The following is a 22,968-nucleotide window of genomic DNA, read 5'->3' as shown; positions in this document are numbered from 1 at the left end:
ATTTTTAGTGCCCCCTGATATGCCCCCAAAAACCTATTGATGTAGGTTGACCTTGGTTGACATCAGGAGACTGGAAGGTGTACTAATAGCTGATATTATAAGGGATTACTTGAGTTTTGTGGAGTTGTATTGAACTTGAGTGGCGGAAGATCACAGGAGTCGAACCTGCCCGGGACTGCTGGCAGCCCCAACTGGATTTGAAATCCAGCCGCCTCACCGGAGACGACGATCTTCCTCTACTTGGTAGGTGTTCGATTATAAACTGAATTATTTATTTTCCAAGGGATTGTAAGAACAACCACTCAAATTATTGATACATGCCAATAATGTCATGCCATTCTCAAAAACTGATAACAAAAAGCACAAATGTGATATTGAGGTTTCTACTATTGCCCCCATATACTTATTCATATCTACATACGGCGCGCTGATTTCAATGTCACCCCGCCAACACTTTCATTGTCAGCACCGTAAGCCTTGGCTCCCGAGCGCAAGCCTGCATTCAAGGATGTTTTTTTATGACAAACTCATTATTAGCCAATTCCGCATTACCCCGTTTTGAGCACATTGAACCTGCACATATTTTCCCGGCAGTTGAACATGTTTTAGACGAATATCGCCAAACCGTTGAAAATATTCTGGCGGCCAACAGCCACTACACTTGGGACAACCTGTGCCAACCATTAGAAGAAGCGAGCGATAAACTCTCCCGCGTTTGGTCCCCAGTGAGCCATCTACATTCTGTTAAAAATAGCCCTGAGCTGCGTGAAGCTTATGAACAATGCCTGCCATTACTGTCCGAATTCAGTACATGGATGGGACAACATGAGCCACTGTATCAAGCTTATAAATCCCTCAAAGAAGACGCGGGATTTAATCAATTAAGCCAAGCTCAACGTAAATCTATCGAAAATACCCTGCGTGATTTTGAGCTATCCGGCATTGGTCTACCTGCTGAAAAACAGCAACGTTATGGTGAAATTGTCGCACGTTTATCGGAGATCGCCTCTAAGTTCGGTAATAACGTACTGGATTCTACAATGGGTTGGTCAAAACTTATTAAAGATGAAAGCGAACTTGCGGGCATGCCAGAAAGCGCTATCGCCGCAGCAAAAGCGATGGCGGAATCTAAAGGTGAAGAAGGTTATTTACTGACTTTAGATATGCCAAGCTACCTACCAGTCATGACCTATGCAGATAATGCAGAGCTGCGCCGTGAAATGAGCTATGCCTATAGCACTCGCGCTTCAGATCAAGGTCCAAACGCAGGTAAATGGGATAACAGCGAACTTATCGATGAGTTAATGGCGCTGCGCCATGAACTGGCTCAACTGCTTGGTTTTAAAAACTTTGCAGAAAAATCCCTCTCCACCAAAATGGCAGAATCCCCTGAGCAAGTTTTAGGTTTTCTGAATGATTTAGCTAACCGTGCTCATCAGCAAGGTAAAGAAGAACTCGCGGAACTGACCGCATTCGCGAAAGAAAATTATGGTGTTGAAACCCTCGAATCTTGGGATTTAGCCTATTACAGCGAAAAACAAAAACAGCATAAATTCTCACTTAATGATGAGCAATTACGTCCTTATTTCCCAGAACAACGCGTATTAAATGGGCTGTTTGAAGTCGTTCATCGTATTTATGGTTTAACGGCAAAAGAGCGTCATGATGTTGAAACTTGGCACAATGATGTCCGTTTCTTCGAACTGTATGATGATACCAATACCCTGCGCGGTAGCTTCTACCTCGATTTATATGCTCGCGAGCACAAACGTGGCGGTGCATGGATGGATGATTGTGTAGGTCGCATGGTACATAAAGATGGTACGCTGCAAAATCCTGTGGCCTATTTAACTTGCAACTTTAATAAACCGCTAGGGGATAAGCCCGCTTTATTTACCCATGATGAAGTCATCACCCTATTCCACGAATTTGGTCATGGCCTGCACCATATGCTGACCCAAATTGATGTTGCCGATGTGGCGGGTATCAATGGGGTTCCATGGGATGCCGTTGAATTACCAAGCCAATTTATGGAGAACTGGTGCTGGGAGCCTGAAGCCCTTGAGTTTATCTCTGGTCACTATGAAACTGGCGAACCATTACCAGCCGATATGCTAAACAGCATGTTAGCCGCGAAAAATTACCAGTCTGCGATGTTTGTCCTACGCCAGCTCGAGTTTGGCCTGTTTGATTTCACCTTGCATGCAGAATATGACCCAGCAAAAGGCGCGCAAGTTATGCCTACGCTGTACGCCATCAAAGAAAAAGTGGCCGTGGTACCATCACCAAAATGGGGACGTTTCCCTCACGCATTTAGCCATATTTTTGCTGGCGGTTATGCAGCGGGTTATTACAGCTATTTATGGGCGGATGTACTGGCTGCCGATGCGTTCTCTCGCTTCTCTGAAGAAGGCATTTTTAATCGCCAAACCGGCCAATCTTTCCTCGACAACATTCTAAGTCGCGGCGGTTCTGAAGAGCCAATGGTACTGTTCGAGCGTTTCCGTGGTCGTAAACCAGAATTAGATGCGATGTTGAAGAGCTACGGTATTCATGGCTGATAATATTGCTATCCAATTACTCTGTGAAGAGGGTGCCGATATCGGCACTCTCAACCAACTTGCTGAAAAATGGCAACTCACTCATACGCCAGACGCCCTGATGGCGTTGGTGTTAACCCCCGAAAACCTGCAATTACGCAAAATGGATGAGCCCAAATTAGGCGGCATCTTTGTGGATTTTGTCTCAGGTGCGATGGCGCATCGCCGTAAATTTGGCGGTGGGCGCGGTGAGGCGGTTGCTAAAGCGGTGGGGATCAAAAAAGAGTATCTGCCCGATGTGATTGATGCGACAGCCGGTTTAGGCCGCGATGCTTTTGTACTGGCGGCTTTGGGCTGTAAAGTGCGAATGTTAGAGCGTCATCCCGTGGTGGCTGCATTGCTTGATGATGGCTTACAACGCGGTTATCAAGACCCTGAAATTGGTGAATGGCTACAATCACGAATGTCACTGATCCACGCATCAAGTATTACAGCATTAGCCGAAATTACTGAAGCACCGGACGTGATTTACCTAGACCCGATGTACCCACATCGGCAAAAAAGTGCATTAGTGAAGAAAGAGATGCGGGTTTTTCAGTCATTGGTCGGGGCTGATGATGATGCAGATTCTTTACTGGCACCAGCCATTGCGCTGGCAAAACGCCGTGTTGTGGTTAAGCGACCTGATTACGCCGAACCGCTTGCGGGGCAAAAAGCACCTTCAGCAGTCACAACCAAAAGCCATCGATTCGATATCTATCCCTGTATTAAACACAGCGATTAAAACCTAACGGCGAAGGGCGTTTGTACGGTTTATCACAATGACTGTTTATCACAAATAACATTGCCGACAAACTTGTACGACCGCCCTTTCGCTTACGTTTTGAGTAAAACCTTACACAACGCCTTGTGCAAACATAGCGTCAGCGACTTTGACAAAGCCAGCAATATTCGCGCCTTGGACGTAGTTGGTTTGTTTGGCTTCGCCACCGAATTCAACACAGTGGTGGTGAATGTCCAACATGATGTGGTGTAAACGTGTATCCACTTTTTCTGCTTTCCAGCTTAAGCGTGCTGCGTTTTGTGCCATTTCCAGACCAGACGTTGCAACACCGCCTGCGTTAGCTGCTTTACCTGGAGCAAACAGAACACCAGCTTCAAGGAATAACTCAGTTGCAGGAATGGTAGTTGGCATGTTTGCGCCTTCTGCGACAGCTTTAACGCCGTTTTGGATAAGCACTTTAGCCGCGTCTACATCCAGTTCGTTCTGTGTTGCACATGGCAGTGCGATATCCACTGGAACGCCCCAAGGTTGTTTACCTGCTAAGTAAGTTAAACCAAACTCTTTCGCGTATTCTTCAACACGACCGTAGTTGTTTTTGATAGCTTCTAAGCGTGCAAGTTTTTCAGGGGTGAAACCCGCTTCATCCACGACAGTACCGCTAGAGTCAGATGCAGTGATGACCTTCGCACCTAATTCCATACATTTTTCAATGGTGTACTGAGCAACGTTACCCGAACCTGAAACGGCCACTCGCATGCCTTCAAAGCCTAAACCGTGGCGTTTGAGCATCGCATCAGTGAAGTAAACAAGACCGTAACCCGTTGCTTCTGGACGAATTAAGCTACCACCAAATGACAGACCTTTACCGGTGAAAACGCAAGAGGTGTCATTAGACAGTTTTTTCATCATTCCAGTCATAAAGCCAACTTCACGACCGCCCACACCGATGTCACCCGCAGGAACGTCAGTATTAGCCCCTAAGTGGCGATAAAGTTCTGTCATTAACGCTTGGCAGAAACGCATCACTTCACCGTGGCTTTTTCCTTTAGGATCAAAGTCAGAACCGCCTTTTGCGCCGCCCATTGGTAGGGTTGTGAGTGCATTTTTGAGGGTTTGTTCGAAACCTAAGAATTTCAGGATGGATAAGTTAACGGATGGGTGGAAACGCATGCCACCTTTGAATGGGCCAATCGCAGAGCTAAATTGAACACGCCACGCACGGTTAACTTGTACCTTGCCTTGATCATCCATCCAACACACGCGGAACTGGATCACTCTTTCTGGCTCAACGAAGCGTTCGAGAAGTGCTTGATCGCGATATTTTGAATTTTGTTCAATGAAAGGCCAAAGAGAAGTGAATACTTCACGCACTGCTTGTAGGAATTCAGGTTGTGAAGGGTCTCTTTTTTGGACGGACTCCAAGAATGAAGATAGTGTTTGCGCCATCTTTGTCTTCCTTTTTCATGTGGATATATTGTTGTGAAGTGCCTCACTATTTCTTATCTTTTTTTTTAGAAAATGTGAGGTCGATTTGTGTTTGCCTATTGAATATATCATTAGTTTATATTCTCAATTCAAGGTTTTTTTTTACTCATTTGAAAAAAAAATTGCTTGACCTGCCAATCACTCCCTTCAGACGATTATTTTGTCACAAAAAAAACGCCTGCATAAGCAGGCGTTTTTAGTGAATAATATTTCAACTTATCTGTGATGAATTATTCTTCTTCGTCATTCAGTGGAACAATCAGCATATCCACATGAACAGTATTGATTAGCTGGCGAGCCGAAGACATCAACTTACTCCAGAAATCTTGGTGATGTCCGCAAACAACTAAGTCCATGTTGTATTTTTTGATGGCATCCACTAACACCTGACCTAAGTCACCACTGCCGCTAAGGGTTTCTTGGATGTCATAACCCGCACCTGCAGAAAGGTCTTTTAGTGAATTACGAGTTTCGTCAGTAATGCGCTGTTGCATATCACCTAAATTCACATCGATAAGACCGGTGTACAGATCCGAGTAATTAACATCAACATGGATCATAGAGACTTTGGCTCCGTACGGTTTTGCCATAGAAACTGCTTTATCCAGTAAAACTTTACTTTCAGGTGATAAATCAACCGCGACAAGAATATGTTTATAAGCCATAAGTAAACTCCTTCCAAATGCTGATTTAACTGGTGGTTAACGACGTTCACCAATATCTTATGAATATACTATACCTGCTAAAAGCGATAACTAAGTGTCGTTTTGATCACATCTAGCAGATTAATTTTTAAGGATTAAAAGACAGAACATTTGATAAAACAATAACATCATTCATTCAATATTAATATATATCGCTTCAAAATTCGAATTGCCGCAATGCCAGTAAGTGTAATCAACAATCTGTAAATTAACAGCTTAGGGTACCCACTTTTTTGAGTTCAAAATTTGAGCCAGCTGCACTTTTTTTAAGCAATGAATTGTGTTTAAGTAACCACATGCCCTACAATGAAAGTACATGATGTTAGTGCAATATTTTGGCGGTATTTCCTTTAGTGACAACGGGGCAATTTAGGTTCGTTCTAAGGAGGGGATTATGTTCAGTGTAATTGCATTATTTTGGGCACTCTGCATTTTGTGCATCTTAAATATGATGCGCTATTTTTCTTCCATTCGCGTTTTATTATCTATTCTAAGGGATTCGGATCCCCTACTTTATCAATCCGTTGATGGTAATGGCTTTTTTACGACTCACGGCCAGCTTAACAAGCAATTGCGCCTTGTCCGCTATATCAATACCAAGCAGTACCTTGAGCACTACGATCCTGATGTAATATTCCGTTGCGAACGTATTCGCAAGCAGTTTATGTTGATCAGCCGATTAAGCATTTTAGTCGTTGTGAGTTTGGTCTATATGCTGATAGCCAATTAATCTCGTGTTTGTTATTCCCTTTACTCAACACAAAAAAATAGTGATGACCGGAAACCGATCATCACTATTTTAGAATACTGATGTTTAACGTACTGATAAGTGCACAGGAAGCCCTAACTGGGCTCCCTATCGCTGTGATTAGATAATCTTCAGCGCAATCCAGTACAATGCACCAGACAGAATAATGGAAACAGGAAGAGTCAGTAACCATGCAAGCGCAATGCTCTTAATCGTCTTGCTCTGAACACCACCACCATCAACGACCATCGTACCCGCTACTGCAGAAGAGAGGACTTGGGTTGTTGAAACAGGCATACCTGTATAACTTGCCACACCGATAGATACCGCCGCAGTCACCTGAGCCGATACGCCTTGTGCGTAAGTCATCCCTTTCTTACCGATTTTCTCACCGATAGTCACCGCAACACGCTGCCAACCGAACATGGTACCCAGAGCCAGTGCTAACGCAACAGCAACGATAATCCATAACGGTGCATACTCAACTGTATACAGTAGGTCATTACTGAGTTTTTTCAGTAAGCTTGCATCTTTCGCACTGGTTTCTGGCAATTTCGCCACTGCATTCGCAGTATCCGAGATACACATTAACAAGCGACGAGTTTGGTTGCGCTGATCAAGTGTTAGCTCATCATAGCTCTGAATGCCACTGAGCATCTTCTGAGCTTGATTTAAGATAATAGCTGTACGTGAACTGTCGCAATGGAACTCACCTTCTTCTGGCTTGTTCTCCGCCATCATAGGCGTATTTTCAATTGCGTGGTTTAAGGCTGGTTTATGTGTTTCATAGTATTGTTGCAGATGAACCACCGCATCATGCGTTCTCGCGATATCATAACCGTTTGAATTCATGTTAACGACGAAGCCTGCTGGCGCAACACCAATTAACACCAGCATAATCAGACCGATACCTTTTTGCCCATCGTTCGCGCCGTGAGAGAAGCTCACGCCGACAGCAGACAGGATCAATGCAGTACGCGTCCAAAATGGTGGTTTACGTTTACCGTCTTTCTTCTCACGTTCAGCTGGCGTTAAATGGATACGGCGACGTTTTTTCGTTCCACTCCAATAACGGCGCAACATGAAAATCATCAGCCCAGCGATCACAAAGCCGATAGCCGGAGAAAGAATTAAGGACATGAAAATGCTGATCATTTTAGGAATATTCAGCGCATCAACCACCGATGTATCAGTCACTATCGCATTGGTTAAACCAACACCGATAATTGCACCGATCAGCGTATGGGAACTTGATGCTGGAATACCTAAATACCAGGTTCCAAGGTTCCAGATGATAGCAGCCAGTAGCAATGAAAAGACCATTGCAAGGCCGTGAGCAGAACTCACGTTAAGGAGAAGGTCTGTTGGTAAAAGATGAACAATGGCATACGCCACGCTCAGCCCTCCCAGCAAGACACCGAAAAAGTTAAATACCCCGGCCATGACAACCGCGAACTGAGCACGCATTGCTCGGGTGTAAATCACCGTTGCGACCGCGTTAGCAGTATCATGGAATCCGTTAATCGCCTCATAGAACAGCACAAATAACAGTGCTAGAACTAACAATAGACCTGTGTAAAATTCTAAACCTGTAAAAAGATGTAGCATAGACGTTAAGCCATTATTGGTTGGACATGAACGCGGCGCATTATCAGTGACAAACGCTAGCGGTGGAAGCGAAATTTGACCTTTTTTTGATTTAAATACCAATCAAAAAATCATCAAATACTAACTATTCCTTTAATTTCATTCAGTTACCATAATTAAAGTTATTCTGAATTTTTGAAACTTTTTTTATGATAATTTGTGAAAATCTAGGGGAAATAGTCTTTTTTCGCGATTTTTCCTAATTATAATACGTCTACCATACTTTTCATTAATTCTTCGATGATCCGCTGCATTACAATCTACGTCAAATCGCGTAAAATAGCGGCATAAATAATCACAATCACGATATAAATCAAATATATATAGAGACCCCTAATAGTGAAAAATATTGACGTTATTATTTTAGGTGCAGGCGCGGCTGGATTATTTTGCGCTTCACTCGCGGGTAAGCGTGGTTTAAATACCCTTGTGCTGGATAACGGTAAAAAATTAGGGCGTAAAATTTTAATGTCCGGTGGTGGACGCTGTAATTTCACCAATATGTACGCCGATCACAATAACTATCTCTCGACTAACCCTCATTTTTGTAAGTCAGCACTTGCTCGCTATACACAATGGGATTTTATTGAGCTTGTTGGTAAATATCAGATCCCTTATCACGAAAAGACGCTAGGACAGTTATTTTGCGATAATAGTGCGCAAGATATCGTCGATATGCTAAAAAGTGAGTGCGATCAGCCCAATGTCACTATCAAGCTACGCAGTGAAGTAAGCCAAGTAAACAAAACGGATGATGGATATGTTGTCACGGTGAACGGGGATCAAGTAAGTACTCGCTTACTGGTGGTCGCAACTGGCGGGCTTTCAATGCCGGGCTTAGGCGCAACTCCGTTTGGCTATCGCCTTGCCGAGCAATTTGGGCACAGCATCATCCCTACCCGTGCCGCACTCGTTCCCTTTACCTTACACAAGCCCCTACTTGAAGCACTACAAGCCCTTTCAGGGATTTCCGTAGCGGCAACAGTCACATCCGCCAGCGGTGTGCTATTTAAAGAAAATATCCTGTTCACTCACAGGGGATTATCAGGCCCTGCGATTTTACAAATTTCGAATTACTGGCAACCCGGCGAGTATGTAAGTATTAACTTACTTCCTGAACTTTCATTGGGGGAATTTCTGACCAATGAGAAACAACAGCGCCCTAATCAATCACTCAAAAATACCTTAGCGACACTGTTACCTAAACGCTTAATAGAGATTTTACAACAACTTGGACAGATTCCAGATTGCCCACTCAAGCAACTCACCCACGCACAGATTGATGCTCTCGATAATTTACTGCATAACTGGCAAGTACAGCCCAATGGCACAGAAGGCTATCGTACTGCCGAAGTTACTCTTGGCGGCGTTGATACCCATGAAATTTCATCCAAGACCATGGAATCGCTCAAATCTTCCGGACTCTATTTTATTGGCGAAGTGATGGATGTGACGGGTTGGTTAGGGGGATACAATTTCCAATGGGCGTGGAGTTCCGCTTCTGCTTGTGCGGAAAACTTACCCCATAAAGCTTAATCGTACACTCATTTACGAAATTATTTAATCCATTGAAAAATAATGGATATTGTTTAATTTCAACCAAATCAGGCAGTTGAGCATTGAGTTTAAATAAATCTAAAATTGGTTAAAAATAACCCTTTACAAACGATAGTGATAACTATTATCATTATCACATCTTCTGCAGATGACTTACTTAGTCAGTCTCTTGCAGGGGATACGACATTGCTCACATTGCTTCCAGTGTTTACTTTAGCCAGCTTAATGCTGGCTATTTTTTTATCTGTACCTTGCCATTGATACACTGATTCTCACCCGCCCAAACTTACCATTTCATACCGTAAATCATCTTGATGATATCCCGGAATCTTATTCAAATTTTTTGGATCCTATGGTTAATGACACCTACTTTTCTCTTTCTATAATTTGGCTAAACTATCATCAACAAGTTAAGCAAGAGCCCAATGAAAATTGGATATCCGCGTTAAGGAGATGACTCAATGATTTATTTACGCCAAGCAAATGAACGTGGACACGCAAACCACGGTTGGCTGGACAGTTGGCACACTTTCTCGTTCGCTAACTATTATGATGAAAAATTTATGGGTTTCTCAGCGTTAAGAGTCATCAATGAAGACTACATCGCTGCGGGACAAGGGTTTGGTACTCACCCTCATAAAGACATGGAAATATTGACCTACGTGCTGGATGGTGCCGTTGAGCACAAAGACAGCATGGGCAATATGGAACAGATCCCTGCGGGTGAATTCCAAATTATGAGCGCGGGAACGGGTGTTCGTCACTCTGAATACAACCCAAGCAATGAAAAAGAGCTGCGTTTATATCAAATCTGGATCATTCCAGATAAAAATGGTATCGAGCCACGTTACGAGCAAAAACGTTTTGATTCGACAAGTGGTAAGCAATTGGTGTTATCACCAGATGCGCGCAATGGCTCACTGAAAGTTAACCAAGACATGACCTTATGGCGCTGGGCATTGCCAGCTAATGAGCAAAGCACCTATGATATCGCAGAAAAACGCGTTATCTGGATCCAAGTCGTTAAAGGCAATATTGACGTAAACGGTCAAAAAGCAACTACTAGCGATGGTTTAGCCATTTGGCAAGAAAATCAGCTAACAATTAAAGCTGATGAAGACAGTGAAATTTTAGTTTTTGACTTACCCGCTGCGGAGTGAGTTTTTAGATAAGTAAACGCTAACACCAATGGGAAAGGCTCTACATCTCTGTAGAGCCTTTTTTTATGCGATATAACCGCCGAAATTACAGCTTAGGACCCGCTTTAACCAGTGCTGCACCAGCAGGGGTATCAGTGTACTTATCGAAGTTCTTCACAAAGCGATCCGCTAAGTCTTTAGATTTTTCATCCCACTGAGATTTATCAGCGTAAGTATTACGTGGGTCAAGGATATTGGTATCCACACCTGGTAATGCTGTTGGGACTTCTAAATCAAACACTGGCAGCTTGATGGTATCGGCTTTTTCGATATCACCACTTAAGATTGCATCGATAATTGCACGCGTATCTTTAATAGAGATACGTTTGCCTGTACCGTTCCAGCCTGTATTGACTAAATATGCTTTCGCGCCTGCTGCTTCCATGCGCTTCACTAACACTTCCGCGTATTGCGTTGGGTGCAGAGATAAGAACGCTGCGCCGAAACAGGCAGAGAATGTTGGCGTAGGTTCAGTCACACCGCGCTCTGTACCAGCTAACTTCGCCGTGAAACCAGACAGGAAGTGGTACTGAGTTTGCTCTGGCGTTAAACGAGAAACAGGTGGTAACACACCAAATGCATCTGCCGTCAGGAAGATAACTTTTGTCGCATGACCCGCTTTAGAAACTGGTTTTACGATGTTTTCGATGTGGTAGATAGGGTAAGAAACACGCGTGTTCTCAGTTTTAGAACCGTCATTGAAATCAACTGAACCATCAGCCAATACCATGACGTTTTCCAGTAACGCATCACGTTTGATTGCGCCATAGATGTCTGGCTCAGCTTCTTTAGACAGGTTGATAGTCTTCGCGTAGCAACCGCCTTCGAAGTTGAATACGCCATCATCATCCCAACCGTGCTCATCATCACCAATTAACTTACGTTTTGGATCCGTAGACAGTGTGGTTTTACCTGTACCAGACAGACCGAAGAAAATCGCAACGTCGCCTTCTTCACCGACGTTTGCAGAGCAGTGCATTGATGCGATGCCTTTTAATGGCAGCAGGTAGTTCATCATAGAGAACATACCTTTCTTCATTTCGCCGCCGTACCAAGAACCACCGATTAACTGCATACGCTCAGTTAAGTTGAAAGCAACAAAGTTTTCTGAGTTCAGGCCTTGCTCTTTCCAATTCGGGTTAGTGCATTTTGCACCGTTCATCACGATAAAGTCTGGTTCAAAGCCGACTAATTCTTCATCAGATGGACGAATGAACATGTTTTTCACGAAGTGAGCTTGCCATGCAACCTCAGTGATAAAACGGACTTTCAGGCGAGTATCAGCGTTTGCACCACAGAATGCATCCACAACAAACAAACGTTTGCCAGATAGCTGCTCAGTCACTAAGTGTTTCAGGCTGCTCCAAACCTCTTGGCTCATTGGTTTGTTATCGTTTTTACCTTTACCTTGGTCAGCCCACCAGACGGTATCACGGGTTACATCATCGCGAACGATATATTTATCTTTTGGGGAACGTCCTGTAAAAATACCGGTATCAACAGCAACAGCACCTAACGTAGTGACGGTACCGCGTTCATAACCTTCAAGACCTGGCTTGGTTTCTTCCTGAAATAACAGCTCATAACTCGGGTTATAAACAACTTCAGCGACGTCATGAATGCCGTACTTTTCGAGATCCTTCAGAGTAATGCTTTTAGCGCTCATTATATTGCTCCTGGTAAACATAGCTATTCTGCCGACGATCATAAATCTTTACGACTAATTAACAGCGATAGTTATCAAAGAATTGAAAATGTATAATTTTTTTTAATTCATAATGAGACTTAGAGCACGTTATATTCCTTTAAAATTATAAAAAAAGGGTGCAAAATTGCACCCTCGTCACATAATTAGGTTGCTAAATCGTATCAGTGAAGTTGCTGATTTTGCTCATTATTTAACCCAACGATATCGGATTCAATAAATACATAGTGTGAGCCACAATATTCACACTCCATATCAATTTTTCCATCTTTGTGCAAAATATCCATAACATCTTCATGAGTTAATGTCGCTAAAGATGCTTCACAACGTTCCCGTGAACAGGTGCAACGGAACTCAACAGATTGTGGGTCATACAGCGTAACATCTTCTTCATGATACAGACGATGAAGTACCTCTTTCACATCTAATTCGCTTAGCTCTTTACCTTTGATAGTCGCAGTGAGTTGCACTAAGTGATCGAAAAACTCGTGGCTAGATTCTCCAGCAGCAGGTAAAACTTGCAACAACATCCCGCCTGCAATCGCTTTGCCATCTTGCTCACTAACACGGATAAACAAGCGGGTCGGTAACTGTTCAGATTGACGGAAATAGGCATCAATACTCTCTTCGATGCTGTTACCTTCAATTGCCACAATTCCTTGATAACGCTCACCTTGTTTTGGTGTAATCGTGATAACAATAAATCCGTTACCAATCATTTGCTGTAACGTACTTCCAGCGACAACTGGGCCATCAACACGTGCAACACCGCGCATTTGTTGTAGATTATTACCGTTAATCACCGCTAACTTAACAGGGCCATCACCTTGGATTTGAACGGTAATATCACCATCAAATTTTAAAGTAGCAGTCAGTAAACTAGTCGCAACCAGCAGTTCTCCCAGCAGCATTTTGACGGCTTCTGGGTAATCATGATTTTCTAGAATATGATGAAAAGTCTCATCGACAGTAATCATTTCTCCACGTACTGCGTGCTGTTCAAACAGAAAACGGTGGAGTTGGTCTTGTTTAGCCATAATTTCTCTCTATTACTCAGGCAGTCTATTAAGACGATTCATGGGAGTTCGTGTGTTTAAATTTTAGCAGAGTCCGACGCTCTTTTTTATCGGGACGTCTGTCAGGATGTGGCATCGTGAGAGCATTCATCTTACGTGCCATCGCCATCTTGTCGCGTTGTTCAAGGCTTTCTACGGTTTCACGGTAGAGTAACTGAGCTTCTGGTGCACCTTTACGTTGATTGCTGATCTCTAGCACTTCGACAATCCGTTCATCATTTCCTTGACGCACTTTTATCATTGCACCCAGTTCAACAATTTTTCCTGGCTTACTTCTTTGCCCATTATAATGGACTTTTCCGCCATCAATCATCTCACGAGCAATTGAACGTGTTTTATAAAAACGAGCAACCCATAGCCATTTATCAAGACGAACTTGTTCAGCGGATGATGGCTTTGTTGAAGATTGATTTGTCGATAACGGCTTCATGGTGCCTCCTCACACTTAGTTTGAATGCCAAACCAAAATGAGGCTCCATGGTCAGGGAAGGATAATACTATCTAGACTCGGAAGGATTATCTGCCTCATAGCATTTATCGTAATATTCAGTGATTTTACGTAAACGCCGTTTGTTATTCAAAACTCGAATAATAATTAATGTTCCATTTATCAAGGTACAAATGATTAAGAAGAAAACCAACATTGAATGGCAGACATATTCTGATAACACATCTTCACCCAAGCGTTCATGGACCACCACTTGCAATGTGCCATTAGCATCTGTCGAAATGTTCGTGATAACCCCTTCAACATCAAATGGGGTATTAATCAGAATGCTGGATAAGCGTTTTAACTCATACCATCGCTGAACTTGGTTCATTTCGCTCAGTGAACTTACTGGCATGAATTCTACCAACGGGCGGTTTTCATCGCTGATCAACAGTACCCCACCCGGTGGTGGACTATTGAGCTTACGAACTTCCTTCTCAAGTTCTTTCTTGATGAAATCATATGTGGTGTCTTCAACTAAGTTTTCCAAGGCATCAGCACTTCCTGCACGTAATAAAACATGTGCGCCACTTAATTTTCCTGAAGATGCTTTGTTCACCAACCCCGACCAATCATCCACACTTCCACCCAAGTTAGACAATGCGCTTTTGAGTTTAATGCAGTGGTCTTTTTGATCACACAACGAGTTGGTTTTTAATATAATTTCTGAAAAATCGAAAATAATATTCATCCCCGATTTCATGATTTCACGCTGTAATCTTGGGTTAATTCCTGGGGCATCTTTATCTGGATGCAATTGATTCTTTACGCTACTCAACAAATCAAGAGCTCGATTCACAATCTCAGATTGCGGCTCAGTAATTAGGTTAATATTATTCCAATACACGCCTGAACAATCGAAAGGTACAAACAACGCTTGGTTGGCATCATTCAAATTAGGTGGGCGATAACACATCCCCATTCCCTTCGCTGATAATGTATCCCCAACTCTAATTTTACGCGCTGTTAAATCTGAAGGGTCAACAACACTGACTTTTTTTGTACCTTCAATCCACGCAAACCCTAATTTCACTGGCAAGCTAATCGATTGATAAGAAAACACCATCGCTAAAACGAGCAATGCGCTAAAAAACATCAGCACATTCTTTTTAAATCGTTTATAGGGGTAATAGCGCTCCTCTTCATGAATTGAGAGACAACGACCATACCGCAACACCTCTCCTGTCGAATAGAGGTCAATATTCGTAGGATGGCTTAGCTCATATTTTAGGTAAGGAAGCCAATAGGTGGGGTAGTGCAGATCCACACCCCCTATCGAAATGGTAGAAGAGTACTTTTTATCTAACTCTCCGTATAATTCCCAGCGTTTGGCTTGCCCATAAATACATTGCACATCTTGATAGGGTTTAGGAAAAAGGCGTAAACGGAATAATAAAAACATCCCGAGGATAAACACTACCGCAGCAAATGTCAGCCCCCACCCTTGAAAAATGGGAATAGAAACTATCGTCAGATAGCCGATAAAAAAACTGAGGCTCACCACGATCGCCCCTAACCATCCTGAAGAATTATGTAGTCGATGTTCCTCTTTACTTTCCTTACGCATCTTCAACAATTGAATGGTATTCGGTTCACCTTCATGGATATCAGCCTCTTGTTGAGGCTTAGGCTCCTCTGAAGGGACTTCCCATTCATAGCTAAATTCTTTCAATGAGTGGCTATTGAGAGCAATAATTAAAGGCAGATGGTCCGTTTCCACAATTTCCATGGCATTTTGTCGTTGTAAGAACGGTTCTAGCTGAGGAGGTAACTGTACTTCAATCGTATCAATAAAATAGCGCCAACCCTGCCCTTGCTCTTGACGCAAATTAAATCGCGTAATGGCATTGCAGATGGTGGCAACGGTGGCATTTTTTCGTATTTGCCATGCAGATTGGGAAGACGAATGAAGGTTTTTAGATGCGCTGTGATTAAGATACTGGGTGATAGTCTGGAAATCAGACTCAATCATTTTTTTAAACGCGGGAGTTGCTAGAGAGGGTATTTGATAGACACTAGAACGCCGTCCCCGCCGGAAAAACAGAACGGGAACCATTATAATTAGGCTAGCTATGATCAAAGCCAGTATAATGACGGTGTTTAGCATTTTTTTCTCAACAGAATTGTCTACCTAAAAAGCATAGCAACGTAATGCTTTTCACTATATAAGCCAATTCCTATTCTCTTCTAGTTTTTGTTTTATTTTACAATATGTTGTAAATAAAATGTTTTACTTATTAATCCGTGCGATTTTCATAAGTAGATTATACTAACAGCATTTTCTTCACCCTATAATCTCTATCATTTTTTTTTGATATGCGTCATAGTTAAAGACAATGTATGCTTGCCCTCATGGATCCCATTCACCTGATTCGGAAATCGTTATGACAGAGTTTAAAAAACCAAAAATCCTGAATATTCAAGATGTTGCTCAATCAAAACTATTCAGTATCCAATCTGTTGACCTCGAATTTAGTAATGGCGAAAAACGTGTTTATGAAAGAATGCGCCCTGCAAAGCGTGAAGCGGTTCTTATCGTCCCTATCATTGATGACAACCTGATTCTGATCCGTGAATACGCCGTTGGTATCGAAAACTATGAGCTAGGCTTCCCTAAAGGGGCTGTAGACCCAGGAGAAGCCCCTCTCGAGGCAGCTCAGCGGGAACTCAAAGAAGAAATCGGTTATGGGGCTCGCCAAATCACACCTTTGGCAAAACTCACCATGTCCCCATCTTACTTTTCCAGCAAGATGAACATACTTATAGCTAACGACCTATTTAGCGAAAAACTTGAGGGGGATGAGCCAGAACCTCTGCAACAAATCAAATGGCCGATTGCACGTATGATGGAACTCCTCGACCACCCAGACTTCAATGAAGCTCGCAATATTAGTGCATTGTTTTATGTGGAGCGTTACTTAAAAAATAACGCGAAATAACGCCACATCAATATTCAATTTATTCAAGACCCTAAACAATTACACCCCATGCCAAATGGCGATGGGGTGCAGTTTATTTACGCTCAAAACAGCTCATTAGAATAGCTCTTGACTGGCTCCACTTTCCGTTGAAATGGTCGTTCCAACCTCTTGTACCGCGCGCTCTTTCGGCTCAGTTCCTTCGATAAAGTACTCACTACGAGAAGGTCCACCAGATGAGAGTTTACCTGTACGAGTATCGATAGAGACTGAAATAATCCCTTTTGGTGGTTGCATAGTTTTCACCGGGACACCGTCAAGGGCGGCTTTCATAAAGTCATCCCAAATCGGCTGAGCACTCTTCGCTCCAGCTTCACCACCGCTTATTGCCGTACGGCCTAATGTACGCTTGTTATCATCAAAGCCAATCCATGCGGAAGCAACAATATCAGGACCATAACCGGAGAACCACGCATCTTTCGAGCTATTCGTGGTGCCTGTTTTCCCGCCAATATCTCGACGACCACCCAGATCACGACCTGCACGCCAGCCTGTACCTGACCAACCAGGCTCGCCATAAATATTTGTCACCATCGCATCGCGAATTAAGAACGCCAGCGGTGTGCTAATAACATGCGGGGCATATTGGTCTTCAGAGCCCAGCTGTTCTGCTGCTGTAGACAGTGCCATGGTTGGCTCTTGTTCCACCACATTATTATTCGATTGAGTCACTTCCTCTGTTGCGTCTTCGCCTTCAGAATCACTCAGCGCAATCGTACGCGCCGTATCCCCATAAATAACCGGAATATTAGTACACTCTGGACACGCAATTTTTGGTTTCGCTTCGAAAATCACTTCATCGCTGTGATTCTCAATCTTCAAAATATAGTAAGGATCAACAAGGTATCCCCCATTCACCATCACCGCATAACCACGTACCATTTGCATTGGGGTAAATGATGGAGCGCCCAGCGCCAACGCTTCTGTGCGGTTGATATTCTCTTTAGGGAAACCAAAACGCGTTAAATAATCCGCGGCATAATCCACACCCATGGCGCGCATCGCACGAACCATCACCACGTTTTTCGACTGACCTAAACCTTGACGTAGACGAATAGGACCATCATAGCGCGGTGGAGAGTTCTTCGGACGCCAGTCTGAACCAGCCCCCGCATCCCAACGGCTAATTGGCACATCGTTGAGTAATGACGATAACGTTAAGCCTTTATCCATCGCAGCCGTGTACAAGAATGGCTTAATATTTGATCCCACTTGGCGCAATGATTGCGTCACGCGGTTAAATTCACTCATATTAAAATCAAAACCACCCACAAGGGCTATCACCGCACCATCATTCGGATTCAATGCAACAAATGCTGCATTCACATCAGGAACTTGTGCTAGCCACCAGCTATCTTTAACCTGACGAACCCAAATCTGCTCACCAGGCTGTACAACTTTGTTCACCGCAGATGGCGTACCACCTTGCTGAGTATCTGAAATAAATTTACGCGCCCAGCGCACACCCGCCATCGTAATTTGGATGTCCGATCCATCCGCCAGCATCACTTTCGCATCGCTGCTGCTCGCCGAAGTGACAACAGCCGGAACCAATGGACCGTAGTTCGGTAATTTTTTCAGTTTCTCAACGATCTGTTCTTTATCCCATGCCCCTTGGCTTCCACTCCATAACACTTCCGCAGGGCCGCGATAACCATGGCGAATATCGTAATCAATCAAATTATTACGTACGGCTTCGGTCGCCGCTAACTGGTCTTTACGCACAACCGTGGTGTACACCTTATAACCATCGGTATAGGCATCTTCACCGTATTTTTCATACATCGTTTGGCGTGCCATTTCCGCTAAATACGGCGCGGAAAAATCCACTTTTGGGGCATGATAAGAGGCGACAATTTTTTCACTTTTCGCTTGCTCGTACTGGTCTTGCGTGATGTATTTTTCTTCTAACATCCGCATCAATACGACGTTACGACGGTTAATCGCACGGTCATAAGAATAAAGCGGGTTGAATGTTGACGGCGCTTTCGGTAAGCCAGCAATCATCGCCATTTCACTCAGCGTCAACTCATTGATTGTTTTACCGAAATAAACATAAGCCGCAGCACCCACCCCATAAGCACGGTTACCTAAATAAATTTTATTCAGGTACAGCTCCATAATTTCATCTTTGGTAAATAACTGTTCGATACGAATCGCCAAAAATGCCTCTTTTGCTTTACGCATCAAGGTTTTTTCTGGGCTTAAATAAAAGTTTCTCGCCAGCTGCTGAGTAATGGTACTCGCCCCTTGCGATGCATGACCCGATGACGCCATCACAGTCACCGCACGGAAAATACCAATTGGGTCAATACCGTGGTGCTCATAGAAGCGGCTATCTTCTGTTGCAATAAAGGCATTCACTAACATCGGAGGAATGTCAGTTAATGGCAATGGAATACGGCGTTTTTCACCATATTGGGCGATCAGTTCATTGTCTGCACTGAATATCTGCATTGGCGTTTGCAGACGAATGTCTTTCATGGTTGCGACATCAGGCAGCTCACCTTCGACATATTTGTACATGCCATAAATCGAGGCGCTTCCCAAAAAAATGCAACAGAAAACCAGAATTAAAAAATATTTTACGAACTTCACCGAAGAATTCCCATATGCAACTGACAAGCGGGTTTAGATATCACTACTGCATAGTATAAAGCTTATACAGCACAATAGAAAACGTAATTTAATTGTTAATGATAAGGATATTATGTATGTACTCACCAAAATGGCACATCGGAATTGAGCTATCACAGCACCATATTCAGTTGGTTGCCGCTAAAAAACATCGCAAATTCTGGTCGTTATGTGAATGCTGGCAACAAGCGCTACCTTTTGACACCGCATTACATACCCTTGATGAGCACCGCGTAATTTTACGCAATATTCTGCGACAATGGCATCAGAAATTACCTAAAAACTGTTCTGTTTCTATTGCGTTACCCTCACTGAGATCCCTCCAAAAACAGGTCTCACTTCCCACCCAAATGAGCTTGCAGCAACCAGAGCTAAGCTGGTATTTACAAGCGCAAATTGACCAACTTTTTCCCATGCAAGCCCAAGAGCTTACTGTAGATTATCGGATCATTGGGCAACAAGTTTACTTCAATGCGGCACGCCAATCTGATATTACCTTTTGGCAAGATTTATTACTGGAGAGCGGTTATCACCTGCTAGCTATAGATATCGCGCCCATCGCGCTGCGTTACCTTGCTCGGCATGCTCAGTTACCTAACGAATGTTGGCTTGTTTACTATCGACAAAACGAATGGTTCTGGTCAGGGCCTATCAGCCAACCTGCAAGTTATAGTCATATTCAAAACGATAACCCGACTCCAGATAATCAATTAGTGCACATTAACCAAATTCAATCCTTATTAACTAACGATCCTGAAGCATTAAAATTACCGATTTACTGTATTAGTGACCACGGTATTCAAGGCGTAGAATATCAATGGGATTTACTGCAAGCTTTTCATCAATATCCCATCAAACTACCTCGTCAATTAGGGGATTTCGTGATTGCCGCGGGACTGGCTTTGCGTCATGGGGATCTTTAATATGTATCAGGTTAACTTCCTACCTTGGCGAACCGATAAGCTCACTCGCCAGCGACGCTATTTTTTAATGGTGATGGGGGGAAGCGGTATTTCTGTCATCATTATCTTTGGTTATTTAATTAGTTTACTTCTAGAGGATATATCACAAGCCCACTTATACCTTACTGCTCAGCAGCAACATCAACAGCACATTGAACAGCTAAAAACGCAATTACAAGCGCAGCAACAGCAGCTAGAAAAATCCACGCGTCAGCAAAATCAGCGTCAAGCCTATGCGCAACATAACCAAGCCTTACTCAATTTATTAAGGTCGCTACCCAATCTCACACCACCTAAAAGCTGGCTATCAACCTTCCAACTACGTGAAGGTCGTTTAGAAATCAAAGCGCTCAGTTATCGCTTTCAAGACCTGAATTTGCTGTTAACTCAATTTAGCCAAACACCTCAGGTCGATAATGTGCAATTACGTACACTACGACGAGTGGCTGCCATTAACCAACTGCACCTAATTGCTGATTATCGAGGTGTCGTTGATGAATAACCATTTTGCCGCTTTTTGGTATCGTCCCCTTTGGCAACAATATCTAATAATACCGTTGATTTTGGTGGGGAGCATTACCGCTGGCTATACCTTCATTTGGCAAGATAAGCGAAATCAATGGGCAGACTTACAACAAAACAGCTCTGCCTTGCTCCTACAAAACCAAGCAGCTAGCCAGTTTTTTGCCCAAAATCCGACTCACGTTTGGCTAGAGCAGGAACTCGCTTTATTCCCTTCTGATGAGAAAATTACCTTAGAACCTCAGTTCTTTGTTCTTCACTTACAGCAGCTCATTGCGAATAACAATGTTATCTTAAATCAGCTTCAACCATCAGATCCGTTGAATTCTCACTACCAATTTGAGATCCAAGGAAAATTTAAGGATCTCCTCGAATTTATGCAATCACTCACTCATACACTCCCACAGCAATATTGGCAATTTTCTGATGTCATTTTGACTGCTAAAAATCAGCAACTGACCGCCAATTTATCGCTCTCATTTATCAAGGATGAACAACCTAATGAGCAACACTAATTTTTTTTTCCTCTTATTAATGTTAATGCTATGTAGCTCTTTCTTCGGGTATACCCAAACACTCCGAGACCCTTTTGAACCAATACTCCCAACAGAAGAAGATACCCAGCTCTTAGAAACCATCATTCCATCTAAAGCGCCGGAAATAATCCTCACCGAAAAAATTTTTCCATTAGTCTCTATCGATGCTCAAACCGTTCATCAACAGATCACAGAGCCTAACATGCGCCTACTATCCGATAAGGGCATTGCCCACTTTGATGTCGCCACCAACAGTTTGATCATCACTGACACCAAAGAACGTTTGGTATTAATTGAAACATGGCTTGTTCAAAAAGATATACCCCAGCAGCAAGTGCAAATCACGGCGCACATCATCAGCAGTTCGCGCACCGCTTTACAAGCATTAGGATTAGAGTGGGGAATGCTAGGAGAGTCAACGACTGATGGGCACCACAGCCGCTATAACCGATACAGCAGCCAGTCAGGCCAGATGGCGCTGAATGTATTACGGCTCGGAGAAGGCTTATTGGAAATGAAGCTTAACGCCCTAGAAAAAGAAAATTTACTGTCAATTATTGCGAGCCCGCGTTTGGTGGCATCCCACAAACAGCCCGCCAGCATCCAACAGGGTAGCGAAATTCCCTATGTCACCACCTCCGATAAAAAAAGCCACGTTCAATTTAAAGATGCGGTATTAGGCATGGAAGTTACGCCAACCATTGCCCGAGATGACAAAATTGAAATGGTATTAAAAATCAGCCATAACTCCCCTGATACCGCTCTCACCATCAATCCAAACCAACATCTCGCCATCAATAAGCAAGAAATTGCGACCTCAGTGACTATCAAAAATAATAACACCTTAATACTGGGTGGTATTTTTCAACAAAAGCAAGAAAAAACGGATTCAGGCATCCCATTTATTTCACAAATCCCGCTATTAGGAAGTTTATTTATCAATAAGACACAACACATTGATAAGCGTGTTTTACTGGTATTTATTACACCAAAACTTATTAAGATTTAGCGTAAAAAATAACACCTATACATTCAATTAGTTGAATGTTTAATTCCTCAAAGTGCCGTGAAATTATTACTTTTTGTGCCATAAACCTACCGGATAAATTTGACGCTGAGGTCGTTTTAGCATACAAGGTTATCCATTGAGTGTTCTAACTATCGGTAGATGAAAGAACAAACTATCAGCCGCTTATAAAATAGCTACAGAAATTTTGCTTTATAATTAACAGGTTATGTTTATTTAGTGGAATAAACAACCTGTTGATAAGCTCGCTAAACAGTGCATTATGTAATGTAGACGGCTCAAATATATAGAAACCCGCAACGAAGAATATGGCACTTTGTTTTCTAAGTGCCATATTTATATAGTTGCAATTCAGGTTGATGTATTGAGAT

18 protein-coding genes and 1 tRNA gene are annotated in these 22,968 nt (G+C 43.0%); 10 read left to right on the top strand and 9 right to left on the bottom strand.

Going from position 1 to position 22,968, the window contains the following annotated elements; translation table 11 throughout:
- Positions 1–140: 140 nt before the first annotated feature.
- Positions 141–235, bottom strand: a tRNA-Sec gene (locus LDO51_RS06605).
- 283 nt (positions 236–518) lie between these two features.
- Between LDO51_RS06605 and prlC the strand changes: the two genes are divergently transcribed.
- Together prlC and rsmJ are read left to right on the top strand one after the other, a co-directional pair.
- Positions 519–2,561: an oligopeptidase A gene (prlC, locus tag LDO51_RS06600; RefSeq protein WP_225576793.1), complete on the top strand. Its 2,043-nt coding sequence runs from the start codon at positions 519–521 to the stop codon at positions 2,559–2,561.
- Complete coding sequence (gene rsmJ, locus LDO51_RS06595) at positions 2,554–3,324, top strand: 16S rRNA (guanine(1516)-N(2))-methyltransferase RsmJ (RefSeq protein ID WP_225576792.1); 771 nt, start codon at positions 2,554–2,556, stop codon at positions 3,322–3,324. The genes prlC and rsmJ overlap by 8 nt, the downstream gene beginning before the upstream one ends.
- A gap of 111 nt (positions 3,325–3,435) precedes the next feature.
- On the opposite strand, the gene gdhA is transcribed toward rsmJ, so the two are convergent.
- Positions 3,436–4,770, bottom strand: a complete 1,335-nt coding sequence (gene gdhA, locus LDO51_RS06590; RefSeq protein ID WP_225576791.1) for an NADP-specific glutamate dehydrogenase — start codon at positions 4,768–4,770, stop codon at positions 3,436–3,438.
- A 269-nt stretch (positions 4,771–5,039) separates the two neighbouring features.
- Entirely contained in the window at positions 5,040–5,474 is a 435-nt protein-coding gene (gene uspA / locus LDO51_RS06585; protein WP_225576790.1) for a universal stress protein UspA, read from the bottom strand.
- 433 nt (positions 5,475–5,907) lie between these two features.
- On the opposite strand from uspA, the gene uspB reads away from it, so the two are divergent.
- Complete coding sequence (uspB, locus tag LDO51_RS06580) at positions 5,908–6,243, top strand: universal stress protein UspB (RefSeq protein WP_225576789.1); 336 nt, start codon at positions 5,908–5,910, stop codon at positions 6,241–6,243.
- Positions 6,244–6,381: 138 nt separating this feature from the next.
- Here the strand turns inward: uspB and pitA are convergent, their stop codons facing one another.
- Positions 6,382–7,869 (bottom strand): inorganic phosphate transporter PitA, encoded by a 1,488-nt coding sequence (gene pitA, locus LDO51_RS06575; protein WP_225577234.1) that lies wholly within the window; start codon positions 7,867–7,869, stop codon positions 6,382–6,384.
- A gap of 378 nt (positions 7,870–8,247) precedes the next feature.
- On the opposite strand from pitA, the gene LDO51_RS06570 reads away from it, so the two are divergent.
- Both LDO51_RS06570 and LDO51_RS06565 read left to right on the top strand, forming a co-directional pair.
- On the top strand, positions 8,248–9,444 hold the full coding sequence (locus LDO51_RS06570; RefSeq protein ID WP_225576788.1) for an NAD(P)/FAD-dependent oxidoreductase: 1,197 nt from the start codon (positions 8,248–8,250) through the stop codon (positions 9,442–9,444).
- A gap of 482 nt (positions 9,445–9,926) precedes the next feature.
- Positions 9,927–10,625, top strand: a complete 699-nt coding sequence (locus LDO51_RS06565; protein WP_225576787.1) for a pirin family protein — start codon at positions 9,927–9,929, stop codon at positions 10,623–10,625.
- An 85-nt stretch (positions 10,626–10,710) separates the two neighbouring features.
- Here the strand turns inward: LDO51_RS06565 and pckA are convergent, their stop codons facing one another.
- The 4 genes from pckA to LDO51_RS06545 all read right to left on the bottom strand — a co-directional run bounded on the left by pckA (position 10,711) and on the right by LDO51_RS06545 (position 16,042).
- Entirely contained in the window at positions 10,711–12,330 is a 1,620-nt protein-coding gene (gene pckA, locus LDO51_RS06560; RefSeq protein WP_154602146.1) for a phosphoenolpyruvate carboxykinase (ATP), read from the bottom strand.
- Between the two features lie 203 nt (positions 12,331–12,533).
- Positions 12,534–13,406, bottom strand: a complete 873-nt coding sequence (hslO, locus tag LDO51_RS06555) for an Hsp33 family molecular chaperone HslO (protein ID WP_225576786.1) — start codon at positions 13,404–13,406, stop codon at positions 12,534–12,536.
- A gap of 28 nt (positions 13,407–13,434) precedes the next feature.
- Positions 13,435–13,875, bottom strand: a complete 441-nt coding sequence (gene hslR, locus LDO51_RS06550) for a ribosome-associated heat shock protein Hsp15 (RefSeq protein ID WP_225576785.1) — start codon at positions 13,873–13,875, stop codon at positions 13,435–13,437.
- A 67-nt stretch (positions 13,876–13,942) separates the two neighbouring features.
- Positions 13,943–16,042 (bottom strand): IgaA/UmoB family intracellular growth attenuator, encoded by a 2,100-nt coding sequence (locus LDO51_RS06545; RefSeq protein WP_225576784.1) that lies wholly within the window; start codon positions 16,040–16,042, stop codon positions 13,943–13,945.
- Positions 16,043–16,319: 277 nt separating this feature from the next.
- On the opposite strand from LDO51_RS06545, the gene nudE reads away from it, so the two are divergent.
- Complete coding sequence (gene nudE, locus LDO51_RS06540; RefSeq protein WP_225576783.1) at positions 16,320–16,874, top strand: ADP compounds hydrolase NudE; 555 nt, start codon at positions 16,320–16,322, stop codon at positions 16,872–16,874.
- Positions 16,875–16,970: 96 nt separating this feature from the next.
- Here the strand turns inward: nudE and mrcA are convergent, their stop codons facing one another.
- On the bottom strand, positions 16,971–19,511 hold the full coding sequence (gene mrcA, locus LDO51_RS06535) for a peptidoglycan glycosyltransferase/peptidoglycan DD-transpeptidase MrcA (protein ID WP_225576782.1): 2,541 nt from the start codon (positions 19,509–19,511) through the stop codon (positions 16,971–16,973).
- Positions 19,512–19,627: 116 nt separating this feature from the next.
- Here mrcA and pilM point away from each other — a divergent pair, with 116 nt between their 5' ends.
- The 4 genes from pilM to LDO51_RS06515 are packed head-to-tail and all read left to right on the top strand — an operon-like array spanning position 19,628 to position 22,579.
- Entirely contained in the window at positions 19,628–20,473 is an 846-nt protein-coding gene (gene pilM / locus LDO51_RS06530; protein ID WP_225576781.1) for a pilus assembly protein PilM, read from the top strand.
- Position 20,474: 1 nt separating this feature from the next.
- The gene (locus LDO51_RS06525; protein ID WP_225576780.1) at positions 20,475–21,014 is read left to right on the top strand and encodes a PilN domain-containing protein; all 540 of its coding nucleotides are present in this window, start codon (positions 20,475–20,477) and stop codon (positions 21,012–21,014) included.
- Positions 21,007–21,549 carry a hypothetical protein gene (locus LDO51_RS06520; protein ID WP_225576779.1) on the top strand — a complete coding sequence of 181 codons (543 nt, stop codon included), beginning with the start codon at positions 21,007–21,009 and terminating at the stop codon, positions 21,547–21,549. The genes LDO51_RS06525 and LDO51_RS06520 overlap by 8 nt, the downstream gene beginning before the upstream one ends.
- The gene (locus LDO51_RS06515; RefSeq protein WP_225576778.1) at positions 21,536–22,579 is read left to right on the top strand and encodes a transporter; all 1,044 of its coding nucleotides are present in this window, start codon (positions 21,536–21,538) and stop codon (positions 22,577–22,579) included. Before LDO51_RS06520 ends, LDO51_RS06515 begins: the two co-directional genes overlap by 14 nt.
- Positions 22,580–22,968: the final 389 nt, after the last annotated feature.

Origin of the sequence: Providencia alcalifaciens, from assembly GCF_020271745.1 — a bacterium.
In the GTDB taxonomy this organism is placed as follows: domain Bacteria; phylum Pseudomonadota; class Gammaproteobacteria; order Enterobacterales; family Enterobacteriaceae; genus Providencia; species Providencia alcalifaciens_B.
The sequence above is the reverse complement of the archived record's forward strand: the minus strand, read 5'-3'. Positions and strand labels throughout refer to the sequence as shown.

What these genes read in the sequence shown, in the direction of transcription:
- prlC (WP_225576793.1), top strand. Translation starts at nt 519, where the DNA reads ATGACAAACTCATTATTAGCCAATTCCGCATTACCCCGTTTTGAGCAC.
- rsmJ (WP_225576792.1), top strand. Translation starts at nt 2,554, where the DNA reads ATGGCTGATAATATTGCTATCCAATTACTCTGTGAAGAGGGTGCCGAT.
- gdhA (WP_225576791.1), bottom strand. Translation starts at nt 4,770, where the DNA reads ATGGCGCAAACACTATCTTCATTCTTGGAGTCCGTCCAAAAAAGAGAC.
- uspA (WP_225576790.1), bottom strand. Translation starts at nt 5,474, where the DNA reads ATGGCTTATAAACATATTCTTGTCGCGGTTGATTTATCACCTGAAAGT.
- uspB (WP_225576789.1), top strand. Translation starts at nt 5,908, where the DNA reads ATGTTCAGTGTAATTGCATTATTTTGGGCACTCTGCATTTTGTGCATC.
- pitA (WP_225577234.1), bottom strand. Translation starts at nt 7,869, where the DNA reads ATGCTACATCTTTTTACAGGTTTAGAATTTTACACAGGTCTATTGTTA.
- LDO51_RS06565 (WP_225576787.1), top strand. Translation starts at nt 9,927, where the DNA reads ATGATTTATTTACGCCAAGCAAATGAACGTGGACACGCAAACCACGGT.
- pckA (WP_154602146.1), bottom strand. Translation starts at nt 12,330, where the DNA reads ATGAGCGCTAAAAGCATTACTCTGAAGGATCTCGAAAAGTACGGCATT.
- hslO (WP_225576786.1), bottom strand. Translation starts at nt 13,406, where the DNA reads ATGGCTAAACAAGACCAACTCCACCGTTTTCTGTTTGAACAGCACGCA.
- hslR (WP_225576785.1), bottom strand. Translation starts at nt 13,875, where the DNA reads ATGAAGCCGTTATCGACAAATCAATCTTCAACAAAGCCATCATCCGCT.
- LDO51_RS06545 (WP_225576784.1), bottom strand. Translation starts at nt 16,042, where the DNA reads ATGCTAAACACCGTCATTATACTGGCTTTGATCATAGCTAGCCTAATT.
- nudE (WP_225576783.1), top strand. Translation starts at nt 16,320, where the DNA reads ATGACAGAGTTTAAAAAACCAAAAATCCTGAATATTCAAGATGTTGCT.
- pilM (WP_225576781.1), top strand. Translation starts at nt 19,628, where the DNA reads ATGTACTCACCAAAATGGCACATCGGAATTGAGCTATCACAGCACCAT.
- LDO51_RS06525 (WP_225576780.1), top strand. Translation starts at nt 20,475, where the DNA reads ATGTATCAGGTTAACTTCCTACCTTGGCGAACCGATAAGCTCACTCGC.
- LDO51_RS06520 (WP_225576779.1), top strand. Translation starts at nt 21,007, where the DNA reads ATGAATAACCATTTTGCCGCTTTTTGGTATCGTCCCCTTTGGCAACAA.
- LDO51_RS06515 (WP_225576778.1), top strand. Translation starts at nt 21,536, where the DNA reads ATGAGCAACACTAATTTTTTTTTCCTCTTATTAATGTTAATGCTATGT.